Source organism: Polyangium sp. 15x6, from assembly GCF_029960785.1.
In the GTDB taxonomy this organism is placed as follows: Bacteria; Myxococcota_A; Polyangia; order Polyangiales; family Polyangiaceae; genus Polyangium.
Genome location: NZ_JASBQE010000003.1, coordinates 97,484 through 113,683 on the forward strand (window position 1 = coordinate 97,484; position 16,200 = coordinate 113,683).

The 16,200-nt window shown below is 69.0% G+C and carries 14 protein-coding genes; 12 read left to right on the top strand and 2 right to left on the bottom strand.

What is annotated here, in order from left to right:
- Window positions 1-5: 5 nt before the first annotated feature.
- Window positions 6-2,081 (top strand): hypothetical protein, encoded by a 2,076-nt coding sequence (locus QHF83_RS03410; protein ID WP_282416302.1) that lies wholly within the window; start codon window positions 6-8, stop codon window positions 2,079-2,081.
- Here the strand turns inward: QHF83_RS03410 and QHF83_RS03415 are convergent.
- Window positions 2,078-4,420: a GAF domain-containing protein gene (locus QHF83_RS03415; RefSeq protein ID WP_282416303.1), complete on the bottom strand. Its 2,343-nt coding sequence runs from the start codon at window positions 4,418-4,420 to the stop codon at window positions 2,078-2,080. The two genes, QHF83_RS03410 and QHF83_RS03415, sit on opposite strands and share 4 nt — an antisense overlap.
- Window positions 4,421-4,601: 181 nt before the next feature.
- Window positions 4,602-5,288, bottom strand: coding sequence for a hypothetical protein (locus tag QHF83_RS03420; protein WP_282416304.1), 687 nt, complete (start codon window positions 5,286-5,288; stop codon window positions 4,602-4,604).
- 78 nt (window positions 5,289-5,366) lie between these two features.
- Here QHF83_RS03420 and QHF83_RS03425 point away from each other — a divergent pair, with 78 nt between their 5' ends.
- The 11 genes from QHF83_RS03425 (at window position 5,367) to QHF83_RS03475 (ending at window position 16,146) form a co-directional block, all read left to right on the top strand.
- On the top strand, window positions 5,367-6,794 hold the full coding sequence (locus QHF83_RS03425) for an FAD-linked oxidase C-terminal domain-containing protein (protein ID WP_282416305.1): 1,428 nt from the start codon (window positions 5,367-5,369) through the stop codon (window positions 6,792-6,794).
- 10 nt (window positions 6,795-6,804) lie between these two features.
- Window positions 6,805-7,335, top strand: coding sequence for a crossover junction endodeoxyribonuclease RuvC (gene ruvC, locus QHF83_RS03430; protein WP_282416306.1), 531 nt, complete (start codon window positions 6,805-6,807; stop codon window positions 7,333-7,335).
- A gap of 81 nt (window positions 7,336-7,416) precedes the next feature.
- Window positions 7,417-8,139 (top strand): outer membrane lipoprotein carrier protein LolA, encoded by a 723-nt coding sequence (locus tag QHF83_RS03435; protein ID WP_282416307.1) that lies wholly within the window; start codon window positions 7,417-7,419, stop codon window positions 8,137-8,139.
- 68 nt (window positions 8,140-8,207) lie between these two features.
- Entirely contained in the window at window positions 8,208-8,639 is a 432-nt protein-coding gene (locus tag QHF83_RS03440; protein ID WP_282416308.1) for a hypothetical protein, read from the top strand.
- A 68-nt stretch (window positions 8,640-8,707) separates the two neighbouring features.
- On the top strand, window positions 8,708-9,955 hold the full coding sequence (locus QHF83_RS03445; protein WP_282416309.1) for a PrsW family glutamic-type intramembrane protease: 1,248 nt from the start codon (window positions 8,708-8,710) through the stop codon (window positions 9,953-9,955).
- A gap of 163 nt (window positions 9,956-10,118) precedes the next feature.
- Window positions 10,119-10,826 carry a response regulator gene (locus QHF83_RS03450; RefSeq protein ID WP_282416310.1) on the top strand — a complete coding sequence of 236 codons (708 nt, stop codon included), beginning with the start codon at window positions 10,119-10,121 and terminating at the stop codon, window positions 10,824-10,826.
- Window positions 10,827-10,919: 93 nt separating this feature from the next.
- Window positions 10,920-11,681 carry an energy transducer TonB gene (locus tag QHF83_RS03455; protein ID WP_282416311.1) on the top strand — a complete coding sequence of 254 codons (762 nt, stop codon included), beginning with the start codon at window positions 10,920-10,922 and terminating at the stop codon, window positions 11,679-11,681.
- Between the two features lie 36 nt (window positions 11,682-11,717).
- Window positions 11,718-12,419, top strand: coding sequence for a MotA/TolQ/ExbB proton channel family protein (locus QHF83_RS03460; protein ID WP_282416312.1), 702 nt, complete (start codon window positions 11,718-11,720; stop codon window positions 12,417-12,419).
- The gene (locus QHF83_RS03465; protein WP_282416313.1) at window positions 12,388-12,819 is read left to right on the top strand and encodes a biopolymer transporter ExbD; all 432 of its coding nucleotides are present in this window, start codon (window positions 12,388-12,390) and stop codon (window positions 12,817-12,819) included. Before QHF83_RS03460 ends, QHF83_RS03465 begins: the two co-directional genes overlap by 32 nt.
- A gap of 2 nt (window positions 12,820-12,821) precedes the next feature.
- On the top strand, window positions 12,822-13,256 hold the full coding sequence (locus tag QHF83_RS03470) for a biopolymer transporter ExbD (protein WP_282416314.1): 435 nt from the start codon (window positions 12,822-12,824) through the stop codon (window positions 13,254-13,256).
- 7 nt (window positions 13,257-13,263) lie between these two features.
- On the top strand, window positions 13,264-16,146 hold the full coding sequence (locus QHF83_RS03475; RefSeq protein ID WP_282416315.1) for a TonB-dependent receptor: 2,883 nt from the start codon (window positions 13,264-13,266) through the stop codon (window positions 16,144-16,146).
- Window positions 16,147-16,200 lie beyond the last annotated feature (54 nt).

Genomic DNA, 16,200 nt, shown 5'->3' on the forward strand with positions numbered 1-16,200 from the left:
GGGTGATGCAATCCGAGGGAGGCGGAGCACGCCGCGTCGCGCGTCTCGGGCTCTTGCTGCTCGCGCTCGGCGCGGGGTGCAAGCGAGAGGATCCGCACGCCGAGGCGACGAGCGCCGCCGATCCGGATCCGCTGCCGGCGCTGCGTGCGTTCGAGGCGGAGCGCAGGGCCGCGACCGATTTCGCGGCCCTGCCGCCGAGCGACGCCGCGTTCGGCGCCGATCCGTACGCGATCGCCGCGCTTCCGGGGGGTGAACGATTCGTCGCGCTGCTCCGCGGGCGGGACGCGATCGTGGTGCTCGACGCGTCGATGCGGGAGCTCGCGCGTTTGCCCGCGCCCGCTTCGCCGAGCGGGCTCGCGGTGACGCCCGATGGCCGCAGCGTGTTCGTCGTGGGCGAGCGCGACGCCGGCGTCCGGTGGTTCGAGATCCAGGAGACCGCGCCGTACCTCGCGCGGAAGGACGACGACCTGGTCACGAGTACGCGGGGGCTGCGGGACGTCGCCGCGGGGCCCGAGGGGGCGGTGTACGCGGTCGAGGAGGACAAGGGGCGGCTCTTCACGCTCTGGCCCACCGTCCCGAAGACGGTGGGAGAAGATGTGACGATCGGCGGCGGGCCGATCCACGTCGAGCGCGTGGGCTCGTTCGTCGTGATCGACGCGCTCCACGCACATGCGCTCGTGATCCGGCCCGTGGACGAGGCAGGTCGCGTCCTGGAAGCGGGCGAAGCGCGCATCGTCCATGACGGCCCGATCTGGGGTTTTTCCGCGGTGCCCGACGGCGAGGGGCTGTTCGTGCTCGCGGGCGGCGTCGAGGATCGGCCGCTCGATCGGAAGGGCGGATTCTTCGGCTACATCGACTCGTTCGTCTTCCTGTACCGCGTCGAGCGCGGCGCGGCGCGGCTGCTCTCCGCGGTGAACGTGGGCGAGCTCGGCGTGGTGACGCCGAAGGCGCTCGACCTCGCGAAGGCGAAGGACGGCACGCTCGCGGCGCTCGTCACGGGGTACGGCGGCGAGGCATCGGCGCGGCTCGTGTTCGACGCGAGCGGGAAAACGCTCGCGATCCCGGCGAAAACGAGCCCCACGGTGCCGGGCATCCGAGACCTCGTGATGCTCCCCGGAGGCGGGTTCGTCGGGGCGAACCCTCTGCTCGATGCGTTCGTGCTCGTGCGTCCGGACGAACCACGCGAGACGATCGTGCCCGTCGTGGATCGGGGGGGCCCTGCGCCGCCGAGCGCGGAGGCGCGCCTCGGCGAGGCGCTCTTCTTCACGACGCTGATGGCCCCCGAGAACGGCACGGAGGACGCGCACAGCCGCTTCACCTGCGAAACGTGCCACTTCGAGGGCTACGTCGATGGGCGCATCCACCACACGGGCCGCGGCGAGGTGCGTGTCGTGACGAAGCCGCTCGTCGGCCTCTTCAACAACCGCCCGCATTTCTCGCGCGCGCTCGATCCGGATCTGTCCTCGGTCGCGCACGCCGAATTCCGCGTGGCAGGCGCCGGGAGCGGGCACTCCCCCTGGTTTTCGCTCGACGCCCGGACGCACCCGGTGCTCGCCGCGCTCGGTCGATCGGAGGCCGAAGTCATCGAGCCGCTCGCGCTTCGCCGCGCACTCATGACGTTCCTCATGGGCTTCTCACACCGGCAGAACCCGACGACCGTGAGGCGAACCTCGTTCTCGGAGCTCGAGCACGAGGGGGCGAAGCTCTTCGAGGCGCGCTGCGAGGGCTGCCACGAGGCGCGGCTCTCGGCCGACGAGAAGGGCAGCCGCGTGCCCTTCGAGCGCTGGGAAAGCCTGATTTTCACGCCCGCGGGGCCGATCGTTTGGTGCTCGAACGAATACCAGAAGACGGGCGTCGTCCCGTACGTGCACGAGCGTGGCGCGCGCGTGCCGTCCTTGCGCAGGCTCGGCAAGAAGCGCCCGTACCTGACGAGCGGCGCGGCGAAGGATCTCGCGGATCTGCTGACACGAGCGAGGTGGGCCGCGGATGGAGGGTTTTTCCACGACGGCGCGCCCGAGGGCGCGTCGGGGCTCGAAGCGCGCGAGCGCGAGGCGCTGCGGACGTTCCTGGAGCTGCTCTAGGCCGCGTCTTCGAGCGGCAACGTGAACCAGAAACGCGTGCCCACGCCGGGCTCGCTCTCGACGTGGATCGTGCCGCCGTGCGCGCGCACGAGGCCGTCGGCGATGAAGAGGCCGAGCCCGGTGCCGGAGGCCTTGTTCGTCTCGGCGTGGAAGTACCGGTCGAAGACGTGCGGCAGGTGATCACTCCGGATGCCCGGCCCGCTGTCGGCGACGTCGATGCGCGCGCACGCTCCTTCCCGCGCGAGGCGCATGGTCACGAGGCCTCCCTCGGGCGTGAACTTGATCGCGTTGCCCACGAGGTTCCACAGGACCTGCAGCACGCGCTCGCGATCGATCTGCGCGAAGAGCGCCTCGTCCGGCAGCGACTCCTCGATCTGGATCGCCTTCGGCGTGGCGAGTGGCTTGAAGTGATCGATCGCCTCGCGCACGACCGCGCGCACGTCCTCGCGCCCGATCGACAGCGCGAGTCCGCCCGTCTCGATGCGCGAGGCGTCGAGCAGATCGCGGATCATGCGATCCATGCGGTCCGCCGAGCGCAGGATGAGCGCGGTCTTGTTCAGGATTCGCGCGCTGTCCCCCGCGTCCCGCCCGATCTGCGCGGCGCCGAGCTTGATGGCGACGAGCGGGTTTCGGAGATCGTGCGATACGATCGCCAGCAGGTCCTCGCGCGCCCGCACGGCCGCCTGCGACGCCCGGTAGAGCCGATCGTTGTCCTCCCGCGCGCGACGCTCGACGTCGTAGAGGCGCGCGCGTTCGAGCGCCTGCGCGCAGTGCTCCGCCACCGACTCCAGAAAGCGCTGCTCCGCCTCGTCGAGCCGCCGCGTCCCCGCGAGCGAGAGCCCGATCGCCCCGAGCACGCGATCGTGCGCGATGAGCGGGAGCGCCGCGAAGGCGAGGCTCTTCTGCTCACGCTCCACCTCGCCGAGGTGCGGGTAACGCGTGAGGCACTCCTCGACCGTCGAGAGAAAGATCGGCTGGCGACCTCGCACGGCGTCCGTGAGGGGAACATGCGTCTCGAGCGGGATCACCTGGAAGGGGTCGACGACGCGGCCCGCATACCCCGCGGCGCGCGCGATCACGAGCGCCTCGCGCTCCTCGTCGAGCAGGCACACCGAGCCTGCATGCGCGCCCATCTCGGTCCGGGCCTGCTCCACGACCACCTCGGCCACCTGCGCGGTCGTGAGCGCGAACGAGAGCCGCCGCGTGATCGAGTGCAGCCGCTTCGTCCGATCCATCGCCGCGCGCGCTGCCTGCGTCGCTTCGCGCTCGTCCCGCGTCGCTCGATCCGTCACCACGGCGAGCGCGATCCTCCGCGCGAGCTCCTCGGCGACCCGCACGTCCGTGCTCATGACCCGCCGCTCCTTGTGGCTCGCCGCGAGCGTGAGCGCCCCGAGCGCTCGCCCCTGCCACACGATCGGCACGAGCATCCCCGCCGTGATGGCGACCGCGCGCAGGACCGCGAGCGCCTCGTCATCCTCGATGGTCGCGGCGAGCATCGCGTCGGACGCCTCGGGGATGACCTGCGCCACGCCGCTGCGCATCACGTGCGCGAGCGGGCTCTTCGTCGAGTCGAGCGCCGGGCCCCTTTGCATGCACGGCTGCCGCAGGAGCGCGGACTTCGCCGGGTCCTCGTGGTCCACCGCGGCGAGCCGCGCGCCGCCCGCTTCGAGCAGGTGAACGAGGCAAAACCCTCGGATCCAGCGCGCCGCGCGCGAGGCCACCGCAGCGAGCCGGGGCCCGAGCTCCGTCACGCTCCCGAGCGCTTGCCCCGTGTCGAGCAAGAGAGCGAGCGATTCATCCACGCGGCCTCGCTCCTCGGCGCCGGAGACGCGCGCGAGGCCGAGCGCGAGCGGCGCTTCGAGCGCGGCCATCACCCCGAGCTCCGGCGCATCCGGGACGCGCGCCTTCCGATCGTAGAGCTCGAGCACGCCGGTGACCTCGCCGCCGAGGTGGATCGGGAACGCCACTGCCGTCCGGAGCTTTGCGGGCTCCGCGGCCGCGCGGCGCAGGAACAGCGGCTCGGCGGCCAGCTCGGGCACGAACGTCGTCGCGCCGCGCGCCCAGGTGAACCCGGGCAAACCTTCGCCGTATCCGAACGTCCGCCGTGACGACTCCGCCTCGAACGCGGGCGCGACGGGCCGATCCGGATCCTGCCACGCCCCGGCCCAGCGCAGCACGAAGGCTTCGCGATCGAGGCGCCACGCGACGGCCACCTCGAAGCCCGAGGTGATCACGGCCTCACGCAGGATCGATCGGATGGCGACATCGGGCGCCTCTTCGGAGAGGGCGCGCAGGGCTGCGATGGGCAGCACGCGTGGCTCGACGTCGGCATTCAGCATGCAGAGGGAGGGATGGCATCGACGAAGCAGCGGGCCTTGCGAAGACGCGGCGCCCCTCGGCTACCGGGATCTCTTCCTAAGCTGGCCTCCTCCGCGTCGCAACCGGTTTCACCCGCCAACCGTCGACGCGTGCCCGGATGCTTTGATCTGCAACAGCCTGCCTCTGCCCGGCTGCTCGTCGTCAAGGCACCTTGGGGTGCAGGACGGCGATCGCGTCGAGATCGAAGCCCGCATTCGGCGCCGCGCCGATGCCCTGGAGATCCCGGATGCGGACGAACCGAGCCTCGCTCACCCCGAGCTCCGCGAGGTCGAACGTGTCACCGCCCGAGACGCTGGGATCGAGGGAGGAGACGCCCAGATCGCCGTTCGCGAAGACCGGCGAATACCCTGCGCACCCGGCCGGCGGCTTCGCGTCTTCCGCACAAGGGAACACGTGCCAGCTCTCCCCGTCGGCGCTCACGGAGACCTCGGCGAGCTCGGCGTACACGTTGTTCGGATCGTCCGACACGAAGAACGGATTCTCGAACACCACGAAGTCCGGGCCTTCGCCGTCGATGATCGCGTTTCCCCCGAAGCCGAGCACGATCGAGCCGCCTCGGCCGAGCGAGAGCACGTCGAGCCCGCCCGACGTCGAGCCGTTCCCGAGCGGCTCGCCGTAGATGACCTCGGGGAACCGATCCGCCCCGAACCCGGCGTCGTCGCCGGGCTCGAACGCGACCACGCAGGACGCCGCTCGGGTCGGCGCGGCGTCCGCGGAGCAGCCGTACGGCTCGTTCGTGGTGCCCGCCCCGCTCGCGGGCCCCTCGTCTCCACACCCCACGCCGGCGAGGCCCAGCGCGCCCAGGAAGACAACCATCACGCGATGCACGGCCCCTCGATACCAGGCCGCAGAGGACGTGCAAAGGGGACCATCGCCGCGGCCCGAGATCCATACTAGAAATCGTTCGTGCTTCGTCGCGCGCCTTTCCCCCGACCCTCCGCCGCCGCCGTCGACAAGGCGCGGCGCTTGCTCGATCACGCCCTCGGGCCCTCGAAGGTGATCACGTCGCCCGACGGCTGCGAGGCGTACGCGGGCGACGAGTCCGATCAGGAGCCCGTGATCCCCGACGCGGTCGTCGTCGCCGAGACGCCGGACGACATTCTCCGCGCGCTCGCGGCGGCAAGCGCTGCCGAGGTCCCGATCGTCCCGCGCGGCGCCGGCAGCGGCAAATCGGGCGGCGCGGTGCCCGTCGGCGGAGGCATCGTCGTCACCACGCTCGGCATGAGCCGCATCAAGGAGATCGATCGCGAAGAGCTCGTCGCGGTCGTCGAGCCGGGCGTCATCCTCGGCGACTTCCACGCCGCGGTCGAGGCCGAGGGCCTCTTTTATCCGCCCGATCCGAACTCGCTCAAGATGTGCGCCCTCGGCGGCAACCTCGCCGAAAACGCGGGCGGCCCACGCGCGTTCAAGTACGGCGTCACGCGCGAATACGTGCTCGGCCTCGAAGCGCTCCTCGTCGATGGAACCCGCCTCCGCACCGGCCGCCGCACGGTCAAGGGCGTCACGGGCTACGACGTCACGAGCCTCCTCGTCGGCAGCGAGGGCACGCTCGCTGTCTTCACGGAGGCCACGCTCCAGCTCATCCCGAAGCCCCCGAGCGTCGCCACGCTCCTCGGCCACTTCGACACCGCGCTCGCCTCCGGCCGCGCCGTCTCCGCCATCATCGCGGCCGGCCTCGTCCCGCGTTGCCTCGAACTCCTCGACGCGGGCGCTATCTCCGCCGTCCGCGCCCGCGGCGTCCCCGTCGATGCGCGCGCCCATGCGCTCCTGCTCATCGAGGTCGACGGTGATCCCGCCTCGTGCGAGGCCGCGATGGAGCGCATCGGCGAGGCGTGTGTCGCCGAGGGCGCGCTCGACGTCCTCGTCGCGCAGGACGCCGCGCAACGCGAGCGCCTCTGGGAAGCGCGCCGCGCCCTCTCCCCGGCGACCCGCGCGATGGCCCGCTACAAGATCTCCGAGGACGTCGTCGTCCCTCGCACGCGCCTGCCCGACCTCCTCCGCGAGATCGATCGCATCAGCGAGGAGACCTCGATCCGCATGCTCTCCTACGGCCACGCTGGCGACGGTAACCTCCACGTGAACTTCCTCTGGGACGACCCCGACGCCGGCTCGCGCGTCGAGCGCGGCCTCGATCGCCTCTTCCGCGCCGTCGTCGGCATGCGCGGCACGCTCACGGGTGAGCATGGCGTCGGCACCTCCAAGGCCGAGTACCTCCCGCTAGAACAGGGCCCGGAGCTCATCGAGCTGCAGCGCCGCTTGAAGGCCGTCTTCGATCCGAAGAACCTCCTGAACCCCCACAAGATCTTCCCCCGCCGCGGCCACGGGGTCTGCTAGAACGCCCCGCGTGCGTGTCCTCGGCATCGATCCTGGCAGCCGTCACCTCGGGTGGGGCGTGCTCGAGCGCGTCGGCACGCGGGTCGAGCACGTCGCCCACGGCGTCATCGACGTCGACCTCGACGGAACCTTCGCCGACCGCCTCGTCGACATCGACGACCGCCTCGGCGAGGTCATCGCGGCGCACGCGCCCTCGCACGCCGCGGTCGAAAGCATCTTTTTCTCCAAGGACGCGCAGAGCGCGGCCAAGCTCGGCCATGCGCGTGGCGTCGTCCTGCTCCGGCTCGCCCGCGCGTCCGTCCAGACGTTCGAGTACCCCCCTGCGCTCGTGAAGCGCACCGTCGCGGGCAAGGGCGCGGCGGACAAGCGCCAGGTGGCCATGGTCGTGACGGCCATCCTCCGGCTTGGCACGCCGCCTCGGTCGGACGCCGCCGACGCCCTCGCCATCGCGCTCACGCACTGCAACGTCGTCGGTTTCCAGACGGCCCTCGCCGCGTCCGCGCCCGCCCGCCCGGCGAGGCGCCGCGCGAACGTCCCGTGATCTTGCATCGCCTGGGGGCGCCCTGCGTCCAACCCCGCGGCACCCTCGGTCCGGCCAACTACGCGGAACAGGAAGAAAATGATGCGTAAGGTAAGGTTCCTCTCGATTCCCTCCCTCCTCGCGGCGTGCGCCGTGGTCCCTGCTCTGCTGCTCTGCTCGACCGACGGCCACACCCAGGCCGCCGCGCCCGCCGCGCCTGCTGCGGCGCCTGCGAAGGGCCCCACGGCCGAGGAGATCGGCCGCCGCGTCCAGGCGTTCTACGACTCCACGAAGACCTTCAAGGCCACGTTCGCGCAGACCTATACGATCAAGGTCCAGAACGTGAAGAAGGAGTCGAAGGGCACGGTCACCTTCGAGAAGCCCGGCAAGATGAGCTGGGCGTACGACGCGCCGAACGGCAACCGCGTCGTGTCCGACGGCAAGGTCATCCGCGTCTACGAGAAAGAAAACGAGCAGATGTTCGAGACGCCGGTCAAAAACTCGCAATACCCGGCGGCGCTCGCTTTCTTGATGGGCACGGGCCAGCTCGTGAAGGACTTCAACCTCAAGTTGCTCGACGCCGCGCAGATGAAGTTCGAGGGCGGATACGTGCTCGAGGGCACGCCCAAGGACGCGACGCCCGCTTACCAGAAGGTCCTCCTTTACGTCGACGCCGCGACGAACCAGGTTCGCCGCGTGCTCATCCTCGACGCGCAGGGCAACAAGAACCGGTTCGACTTCAGCGCGCCCGTCGTCAACCAGCCCGTCGCCAAGGGCGAGTTCGACTTCACGCCGCCGCCGGGCACGCGCGTCGTCAAGCCCTGACCCCGCGACGTCGGAAAGAATGCAAGGGGACGGAAAGTCTGGTAGATCGACAGATGCTTGGAGGTGCGATGAACGCGCATAGCTGGATGGGTCGCGGGATGCTTTCGGTCGCCTTTGCGCTGCTTCTCGCGGCGTGTGGTGGCCCGCTCGAGTACATGGCCAAGGGCACGCCGCGCGCGCCCGACGCCGACGCGAAGATCGTGGCCGAGGTCAACAGCAGCACGGTTCTGACCACCGTGAGCATCGAGGCGGAGCACCTCGCCCCTCCCGATCGGCTCATGCCGGGCGCCACGGCGTATGTCGTGTGGGCCCGCAAGGACTCGAGCAGCCAGTGGCAGCGCATCGGGTCGCTCGCGTACAACGCGGACAAGCGCACGGGCTCGCTCCCCACGGCGACCGTGCCGCTCACGAGCTTCGAGCTCATCGTGAGCGCCGAGCAACAGAACGCGCCGACCTCGCCCTCGCCGCACGTGGTCATCCAGCAGAAGGTCGCCGACTGACCTCGCGCTCGCGTCGGCACAGACGGTAGGATGAGCGAACGCCCGGCCCTCGCGTCGGGCGTTGCGCCATGAACAACCCCTACGGACCGCCGCCCGGGCCCTACGGCCACGCTCCCTACCCGCAGCAGCAAAGGCCCCCGTACCCCGGCCAGGCGCCGTATCCACCCCAAGGCTACGGCGCGCCGCAGCCCCCCGTGACCACCGAGCCCGACCCGGACAAGCGCCGGCGCGCGGCGGGGCTCGCGATCTGGATCCTCGGCATGATCGCGGGCGTCGTGCTGAACATCCTGTTCACGCTGGCCGAGATCTTCCTGTCGAAGGCGCCGGGGCAGATGATGTCGGCCGTCCTGAAGGGCGCGCTCTTCGCGTTTTTGCCGCTCGGCTTCTACCTCTTCGTGCCCATGGTGCTCGACCGGTACGATCCCGAGCCGTGGTGGTGCCTCGCGATGGCGTTCCTCTGGGGCGCGGTCGTGGCGACGGGCTTCGCCGGGATGATCAACACGGGCGTGCACATCGTGTTCGCGGGGCTCTTCGGGCCCACCGTCGGCAATTTCGTGACGACCGTCATGAGCGCGCCGCTCTCGGAAGAGCTCTTCAAAGGGCTCGCCATCCTGGGCTTTTTCTACTTCCTCCGGCGCGAGTTCGACGGCGTCGTCGACGGCATCATCTACGCGACCTTCTGCGCGCTCGGGTTCGCGGCGGTCGAGAACGTCAGTTATTACGCCCGCGCGGACATGGCCGATCAGCTCGGCACGACGTTCTTCCTCCGCGGCGTCCTCGCGCCGTGGGGGCACCCGCTCTACACGTCGATGACCGGCATCGGGTTCGGCATCGCGCGCGAGTCGAGCCGGACGTGGGTGCGGTGGCTCGCGCCGATCGGCGGGTTTTTCGCGGGCGTCTTCCTGCATGCGCTCTGGAACTTCGTGCCCACGGTCATCCCCGACGCGTTCGTCATCATGCTGCTCTTCTGGCTGCTCTTCGTGGCGATGTTCTTCTGCATCATCATCGCCCTCGTCATCCGCAAAGGCCGCACGATCCGCCAGTTTCTCCGCGACGAGGTGCTGATCGGCAACCTGACGAACGAGGAGCTCGAGCTCGTCTGTTCGCCCGTCGGCCGCATCCAGTGCACGTTCTCGTGGCGCGGCGCCGAGGGGCGCGCGTTCATCCGCGCCGCGTCGCGGCTCGCGCTCAGCAAGTGGCACACCGCGCGAGCGATGAAGGGGCAGAAGCGCACCATCAGCGCTGATTTCATCGCCCCGCTCCGCCGCGAGCTCGCCACCTTGCGCGCCGCGCTCCTCGCCAAAGCTCCCCGCTGAAAAGCCCTCGACACCTCGAATTCACGCATTCGTCACGCGCGGGCCGCGCCTCGCCGTTTCGACACGTCCCATTCACGAATTCGTCACGCACGCCGCATTTCCCCGCCAACCTGCAACACGGGCTTCATCGGGTCGTAACAGGAAGAGGATAGACACGGGTGCGATGGCACGCATCCTGGTCGTCGAGGACGAGCCCGCGCTCCTCAAGGTGCTCGATTACAACTTCCGGCAGGCGGGGCACGAGGTGCTGCTCGCGGCGCGCGGCGAGGAGGGGATCCGGCTCGCGCGCGAGCGGCGTCCGGACGTCATTCTGCTCGATATGATGCTCCCGGACGTCATGGGCACCGAGGTCTGTCGGAGCCTGCAACAAAGCGAGGAGACCCGCGAGACCCCCGTCGTCATCGTGTCGGCGCGGGGCGACGAGGTCGACCGCGTCGTCGGCTTCGAGCTCGGCGCCGTCGATTACGTGGTGAAGCCCTTCAGCGTCCGCGAGCTCCTGCTCCGGGTGCAGGCGATCCTGCGGCGGGTGAAGGCGCGGACGACCGAGCGGCGCGTCCTCCAGTTCGGCCGGCTGCGCATCGACGACGAGGCGCACCGGGTATGGGTCGACGGCGTCGAGATCGAGCTCACGTTGCTCGAGTTCAAGCTCCTGCTCGCTCTTTACGAGAATCGCGAGCGTGTGCAGACGCGCGGCGCGCTGCTCGAGGGCGTGTGGGGCATGGAGGTCGATATCACGACCCGCACGGTGGACACGCACGTGAAGCGGCTGCGCGACAAGCTCGGGCCTGCCGGAGACTACGTGCAGACGGTGCGGGGGATCGGGTATCGATTCGGCGGTTCTCCCGATCTGCCCGGCTCGCACCCCGATTGAAAAATGCGTCATGCGGCGCGCACGTGAACGTTTCCCGACGTTCACGAGGTTGTCACGAACGAACGTCAAGGTGGGGGCCGAGGAAAGACGGCAATGGGCTTCGAGGCGTGGAGCGTCGGGGAGACCGATCCCGGGCGCGGCAGGAGGCTTCTGATCGGATACGCGACGGCGATTGCCATTTGCACGGCCGTCGGCGTCGTCGGGGCGACGATCAAATCGAGCGCGCCCGCCGTGGAAGAAGAGGAGGAGGTCGTCGCCGTCGAGCTCACGCCCACCGTGGAGCCACCCAAACCGCCGCCTCCGCCGCCGCCCGTGGACGCGGCGCCCAAAGCGCCGGAGCCGCCCGGGCCGAAACACAAGCCGATCGCCGTGCCGGTGGAAGTGCCGACGGAAATGCCCAAGGAGGCGGATCCCAGCAAGGCAAAGGCGAGCGACGACGATTATGGAGAGGGCTCGGGTGAGGGCTCGGGCGGAACGCCCGGCGGAACGGGGACCACGACGGCTGCTGCGCCGCCGCCGCCTCCGCCGCCGCCTCCTCCTCCGCCGCCTCCGCCCAAAGCGGCGGGACCCGTCGTCCTCGGCGAGGACGGCACGCCGCCTTCGCCGATATCGAAGCCGCAGCCTCCTTATCCCGAGGACCTGAAGAGCCAGGGGATCGAGGGCACGATCATCGTGCGGTTCGTCGTGACCGAATCGGGAGACGTCTCGAACGTGACCGTGGTGCGAGGGGATCCGCGGCTCGCCGCGCACGTGGTCGCGACCGTGAAGACCTGGCGCTTCAAGCCCGCCATGGTCGAGGGCCGCCCCGTGGCCACGTATCAGAACGCAAGGTTCAATTTCAAGATCAAGATCTAGTTCGTCGGGCATTACCGTTCGACAAGGAGCAAAACCATGCAATTCGATCTCGCGCACATCTGGGCGAGCATGGGCCTCGTCTCGAAGCTCATCGCCTTCGTGCTCGTGCTCATGTCGATCGCGACCATCGCGGTCGTCGTCGAGCGGGTGATCGCGCTCGCGCGCATGAACGCCGAGACGCGCGCCTTCGTGAAGGAAGCGCAGCCGCTGCTCGACGCCTGGGATACGGAGGCGCTCCTCCGCGTCGCGGACCGATATCGACTCTCGGCGCTCGCGCGGCTCGTCTCCTCGGCCATGCGGCGGTTTCTTCGCGCGGAGAGCGAGGGCGATGGGAATCTGACGCCGGTCGAGCTCGCGCGGCGCGAGGTCGAGCGCAGGCGCGAGGCGCTCTCGGCGGATTTGCGCCGTGGGCTCTCGGTGCTCGCTTCGGTCGGATCGGTCGCGCCGTTCGTGGGGCTGCTCGGCACGGTCGTCGGTATCATCACGGCGTTCCAGAGCATCGCGACGACGGGCTCGGGCGGGCTCGGCGCCGTCAGCGCGGGCATTTCGGAGGCGCTCATCGAGACGGCGCTCGGCCTCTCGGTCGCCATTCCGTCGGTGCTCTTCTTCAATTACCTGACCGGCAAGATCGCGGCGGTCGAGGCGGCGCTCGAGCGGAGCGCGGGCGAATTGCTCGACGACATGGAGAACCAGCATGGGCGCCAGAGTGAAGAGCGGATCCTCGAAGAAGCAGCCTGAGCCGGAGATCAACATCACGCCGCTCGTCGACGTGGTCCTCGTGCTGCTCATCATTTTCATGGTCATCGCGCCGGAGCTCGAGCACGGCGAGCGCGTGGAGCTGCCGACCGTGATTCAGCCGGACGAGAACAAATCGAAGCTCGATCCGATCACGGTGACGCTCACGGCGCGCGGCAACCTCTTTCTCGAAAAGGAGGTCCTCGCGGACGTGCCGGCGCTCGAAGCGCGATTGAAAGCGATGCACGGGACGGAGCCGGATCGTCGTGTCGTCCTCAAGGGCGACGCGACGGTGCAATACGCGAAGATGCGTGACGCGTTCGCCGCGTGCCAGCGCGCCGGCTACACGGGCGTCGCGCTCAGCGTGAGCCAAAAAGGCAAGAGCGCGGGGGAGGAGAGCTAGCCATGGCGATGAACGTCTCCTCGGGCGGGAAAAAGGGCGCCATCGCGCCGGCGATGAACGTCACGCCGCTCGTCGACGTGGTCCTCGTGCTGCTCATCATCTTCATGGTGGTGACGCCGCTGCTCAACAAGCAGCTATGGCTGAACCTGCCGAAGAAGGACGAGGACGCGAAGAACGAGCCGCCGCCGCCGGACGCGGACAAACCCGTGGTGCTCACGGTGGACACGAAGGGCGCGATCCGCATCAATCAAACCGAGGTCTCGCGCGCCGAGCTGCGAGATCGGCTCACGCGGATCTTCGCGGCACGCGCCGACAAGCTCCTCTACTTCGACGCGGCCGACGACGCGCCGTACGGGATCACCGTCGAGGTGATGGATATCGCGAAGAGGGGCGGGGCCAAGGGCATTGCAATCTTGACCGAGAAGCTCGGCGGCTGATTTCTCCATGCGAAAAACCATTGCGACACTCGCCTCGGCGCTCACGCTGTTCTTGCCGGCGCTCTCGCCGGCCCAGGAGGGCGTGGACGAGGCGCTGCTCGGCGAGGAGGATCCGTCCCGCCCCGCGCCCGCCGGAAAAGGCGTCGTCTGGGGCGTCGTCACGGACGCGAAGACCAAGGAGCCCGTGATCGACGCGCAGGTCTCGGTCGTCGGGACGAACAAGAAGGTGATCGCGGATTTCGACGGTCGATACCGGCTCGAGCTCGCGCCAGGCAATTACGAATTGCGCGTCTTTTATCAGCTCTACAAGGCGCAACGCGTGCAGAACGTGCGCGTCACGAGCGGCGCGGTCGAGAAGGTCGACGTCGCGCTGTCGACGGAGGAGAGCAAGCAGGAGATCGTGGTCGAGATCGAGGCGGACCCGGACCGGGCCTCGGCCGCCGCGCAGACGCTCCTCCGAAAGAACGCGGCGCACACGGGCGACGCGGTGAGCGCGCAGGAGATCGCGCGGACGCCGGATCGCAATGCGGCGGACGCGGCGCGGCGCGTGGTCGGCGCGTCCGTCGTCGGGCAACGGTACGTGATCGTGCGCGGTCTCGGCGATAGGTACACGAATGCGCTCTTGAATGGCGTGCCGCTGCCGAGCCCCGAGCCGGATCGGCAGGCGGTGCCGTTCGATCTCTTCCCGACGACGGTCCTCAGCGATCTGACGATCGTGAAGACGTTCACGCCCGACATGCCGGGCGATTTCACGGGCGGCTCGGTGCGCGTCTCGACGCGCGAGCTGCCCGAGAAGTTCACGATCAGCGGTACGTTTTACCTCGGGGCCAACTCGGAGACGACGTTCCGGAGCCGGCTCACGTATGCCGGGGGCGGGACCGATTTCCTCGGCATCGACGACGGGACGCGGGCGCTGCCGCCGGGCTTCCCCACCGATTACAAGGTCGGGAAGGGCGAGGAGAAGCCGGATGGGTCGCTCATGTCTTCCCGTGAGGCGGACGAGCTCGGCCGCGCGCTCAATCGCCCGATGACGACCTCGCGTACGACGGCGCTGCCGAACATGAGCGGCAACTTCACGATCGGCAATACGCACAGGTTCGGCGGGGATCACGAACTCGGGTACATGGCGGCGCTGACGTACGGGCGGCGATTCCAGATCCGGCAGGGCGAGATCCTCCGGACGTTCACGATCGATACCAACATATCGGACGATCTGGCCCTGCAGAACGATTACCGTGTGGATACGGGCCTCGACGTCGTGTCCTGGGGCGGCTTCGCGGGGCTCACCTACCGCTACGCGAAGGACCACAAGGTCTCGCTCATCGGCTTGCACAGCCGTTCGTCGGAGAACGAGGCGCGCGAGATCGGGGGGCACGCCGAGGAGGGCGGCCCGGGGCGCACGGCCTACGACACGCGCCTCCGTTTCGTGAGCCGCTCGCTCACGTTCGGTCAGCTCGCGGGCGAGCACAAGATTCGCAAGGCGAACGACGCGACGCTCGAATGGAACCTGACGGCGTCCGTCGCGACGAGCGATGAGCCGGGCACGCGGGAGAACGTGTACCTGGCGGACGATGGACCGAAGGCGTGGCAAAGCACGACGCTCTCCGGATTGCATTTCTACGCGAACCAGGCCGAGACGGCCGTCGGCGGAGCCGTGCATTACACGCAGCCCATCCGGAAGGGGGATTCGCCGACGCGCGTGAAGGTGGGCGGCCTCGTGCAGGTTCGCAGCCGCGCCTTCGACGCGCGCCGCCTGCGGTACATCCCGACGGCGGACACGACGGAAGAGGCCGCGGCGTTTTCGCTGCCGCCGGATCAACTTTTCACGAACGAATACATCGGGAGCTCCCTCTCGCTGACGGAGTACACGCGACCGAGCGACACGTACGACGCCACGCAGCGCATGTTTTCGGGGTACTTCATGACGGACACCTCGATCCGTCCGTGGATGCGCGTCGTGCTCGGCGCGCGTGTCGAGGCGTCGACGCAGCGCCTCGACACGTTCGATGGGTCGATGAATCCGCAGCAGGTCGAGCTCTCCACGACGGACCTGCTCCCTTCGCTCGGGCTCGTCTTCAAGACGACCGATCGGTCGAACCTGCGCGCCTCCGTGACGCGCACGCTCGCGCGTCCGCAGCTCCGCGAGCTCGCGCCGTTCACGTTCACCGATTACTTTGGCGCCCGCGAGAACCAGGGCAACCCCGATCTCGACCGCACGACGATCGTGAATGCGGATCTGCGCTTCGAGTTTTTTCCAACGCTCGCCGAGGTCGCGGCGATCAGCGTGTTCTACAAGGACTTCACGAAGCCGATCGAGCAGATCATCATGCCGTCGAACCGGGGCATCGTGTCGTACCGGAACGCGAAGGGGGCGCAGAACGCCGGCATCGAGCTCGAATTGCGGAAAAACCTCGGGTTCGTGAGCCCCATCCTCGCGGATCTCGGGGTACTCACGAATTTGACGCTCGTGCATTCGCGCGTCTCCCTCGATGGAGACGAGGGGGTGCAGACGAGCGACGTCCGCCCGCTCGCGGGTCAATCGCCCTACGTGGTGAACGCGGGGCTCGATTACGCCAGCGACAAGCTCGGTACGCGGCTGCGCGTGCTCTACAACGTCTATGGTCGGCGCATCGCGCAGGTGGGCGCGTACGAGTTGCCGGACGTCTACGAGCAGCCGCGCCACCTGCTCGACGTGACCGTCGCGCAGCGCATCGGCAAATACGTCGATTTGAAGCTCTCGGCGGAGAACCTCCTGCTCGCGCCCGTCGTGTTCACGCAGGGGCCGAGCGCGAAGAGCGTCCCACACCCCGACATCGCCGGCTTGACGAACGTCGTGCAGCAATACCAGCCCGGCGCGACCTTCACCTTGAGCGCCACCATCCAGAATTGACGGGTTGTCGCGAAATCGTTACGCGCGCCCTGCAATGACGTCACGCGGCATCAC

What these genes read in the sequence shown, in the direction of transcription:
- QHF83_RS03410 (WP_282416302.1), top strand. Translation starts at nt 6, where the DNA reads ATGCAATCCGAGGGAGGCGGAGCACGCCGCGTCGCGCGTCTCGGGCTC.
- QHF83_RS03415 (WP_282416303.1), bottom strand. Translation starts at nt 4,420, where the DNA reads ATGCTGAATGCCGACGTCGAGCCACGCGTGCTGCCCATCGCAGCCCTG.
- QHF83_RS03435 (WP_282416307.1), top strand. Translation starts at nt 7,417, where the DNA reads ATGCGTAAGGTAAGGTTCCTCTCGATTCCCTCCCTCCTCGCGGCGTGC.
- QHF83_RS03440 (WP_282416308.1), top strand. Translation starts at nt 8,208, where the DNA reads ATGAACGCGCATAGCTGGATGGGTCGCGGGATGCTTTCGGTCGCCTTT.
- QHF83_RS03445 (WP_282416309.1), top strand. Translation starts at nt 8,708, where the DNA reads ATGAACAACCCCTACGGACCGCCGCCCGGGCCCTACGGCCACGCTCCC.
- QHF83_RS03450 (WP_282416310.1), top strand. Translation starts at nt 10,119, where the DNA reads ATGGCACGCATCCTGGTCGTCGAGGACGAGCCCGCGCTCCTCAAGGTG.
- QHF83_RS03455 (WP_282416311.1), top strand. Translation starts at nt 10,920, where the DNA reads ATGGGCTTCGAGGCGTGGAGCGTCGGGGAGACCGATCCCGGGCGCGGC.
- QHF83_RS03460 (WP_282416312.1), top strand. Translation starts at nt 11,718, where the DNA reads ATGCAATTCGATCTCGCGCACATCTGGGCGAGCATGGGCCTCGTCTCG.
- QHF83_RS03470 (WP_282416314.1), top strand. Translation starts at nt 12,822, where the DNA reads ATGGCGATGAACGTCTCCTCGGGCGGGAAAAAGGGCGCCATCGCGCCG.
- QHF83_RS03475 (WP_282416315.1), top strand. Translation starts at nt 13,264, where the DNA reads ATGCGAAAAACCATTGCGACACTCGCCTCGGCGCTCACGCTGTTCTTG.